Source organism: Testudinibacter sp. 'clade 2' (assembly GCF_006227735.1).
In the GTDB taxonomy this organism is placed as follows: Bacteria; Pseudomonadota; Gammaproteobacteria; order Enterobacterales; family Pasteurellaceae; genus Chelonobacter.
Window position 1 is genome coordinate 1 of the sequence record NZ_VDHB01000232.1, and the last position, 872, is coordinate 872.

Annotated in this window: 1 protein-coding gene; it reads right to left on the reverse strand. The window is 39.6% G+C overall.

The window, feature by feature from the left end; all coding sequences use genetic code 11:
* Positions 1-80 precede the first annotated feature (80 nt).
* Positions 81-506 (reverse strand): TOBE domain-containing protein, encoded by a 426-nt coding sequence (locus FHQ30_RS12905; RefSeq protein ID WP_139612072.1) that lies wholly within the window; start codon positions 504-506, stop codon positions 81-83.
* Between the last annotated feature and the right edge of the window lie 366 nt (positions 507-872).

The following is an 872-nucleotide window of genomic DNA, read 5'->3' on the forward strand; positions in this document are numbered from 1 at the left end:
ATTTCTGTCACTTGGCTTATTTGAAATAGTAATGTTATATTACTAAATTACGCTATATGATATATTATACAACGATTGCTTTATTTCTTAACGCCTAACAGCACATGTGAAGCCTTGATTAGCACGTTAACCGCACTTCCAACTTCTAGTGCTAGATTTTTCACGCTCTGTTCGGTGATGATGGTGGTGATTGCAACGCCGCCTGTGGTTTTGACCAATACTTCTGCGTTGACCGCACCATGCGTAATTTTTTCAACATGCGCTTGCAATTGGTTGCGTGCCGACAAGATTAAATCGGTGTCGGTGGACAGGATCACCGATGGTGCTTTGAAAATTGCAACTACGCTCGAACCTTCGCTCAACCCCAGCTTTTGGGTGCTGTCCGAGGTGATCACCGCCACCAAGGTTTCGCCACCGTTTAAGGTTAATTCGATTTGATCGTTTACTGCTCCGCTTTTGATGGATTTTACGCTGGCGGCAAGTTGGTTTCTGGCACTGATTGTCATATTGACTCCTTAAGTATGAAAGCTACAGGTAAGTAATTACCACGAGTCTGTTAGGGTAGCATGCAAGGTGGCGCAAGCAAAACCTGAAAAGTCTCAAATTGGTATCATGTTCTTCAATCAGTACAGTATTCTGTTAAAAAAATCTTACAACCAGATTAAATCTAATAATACTTATTAATTTGATGTTTTATGCTGATAATTTTTTAATAAAAAGTATTTTATACTATCCTGAAAGACTAACCTGGCTTGTTTGTAGCGAAAAATTTCATCAGAATGATTGACAAAGTGCGGTTGGCAAGTAAGAATAACCCCACGCTATACTTTGAACTGTTTTGGATATCAAGATGAATTTCCCGTTTGCTACTT

Excerpts from the sequence above, each read along its gene's own strand:
- FHQ30_RS12905 (WP_139612072.1), bottom strand. The coding sequence starts at position 506 with ATGACAATCAGTGCCAGAAACCAACTTGCCGCCAGCGTAAAATCCATC.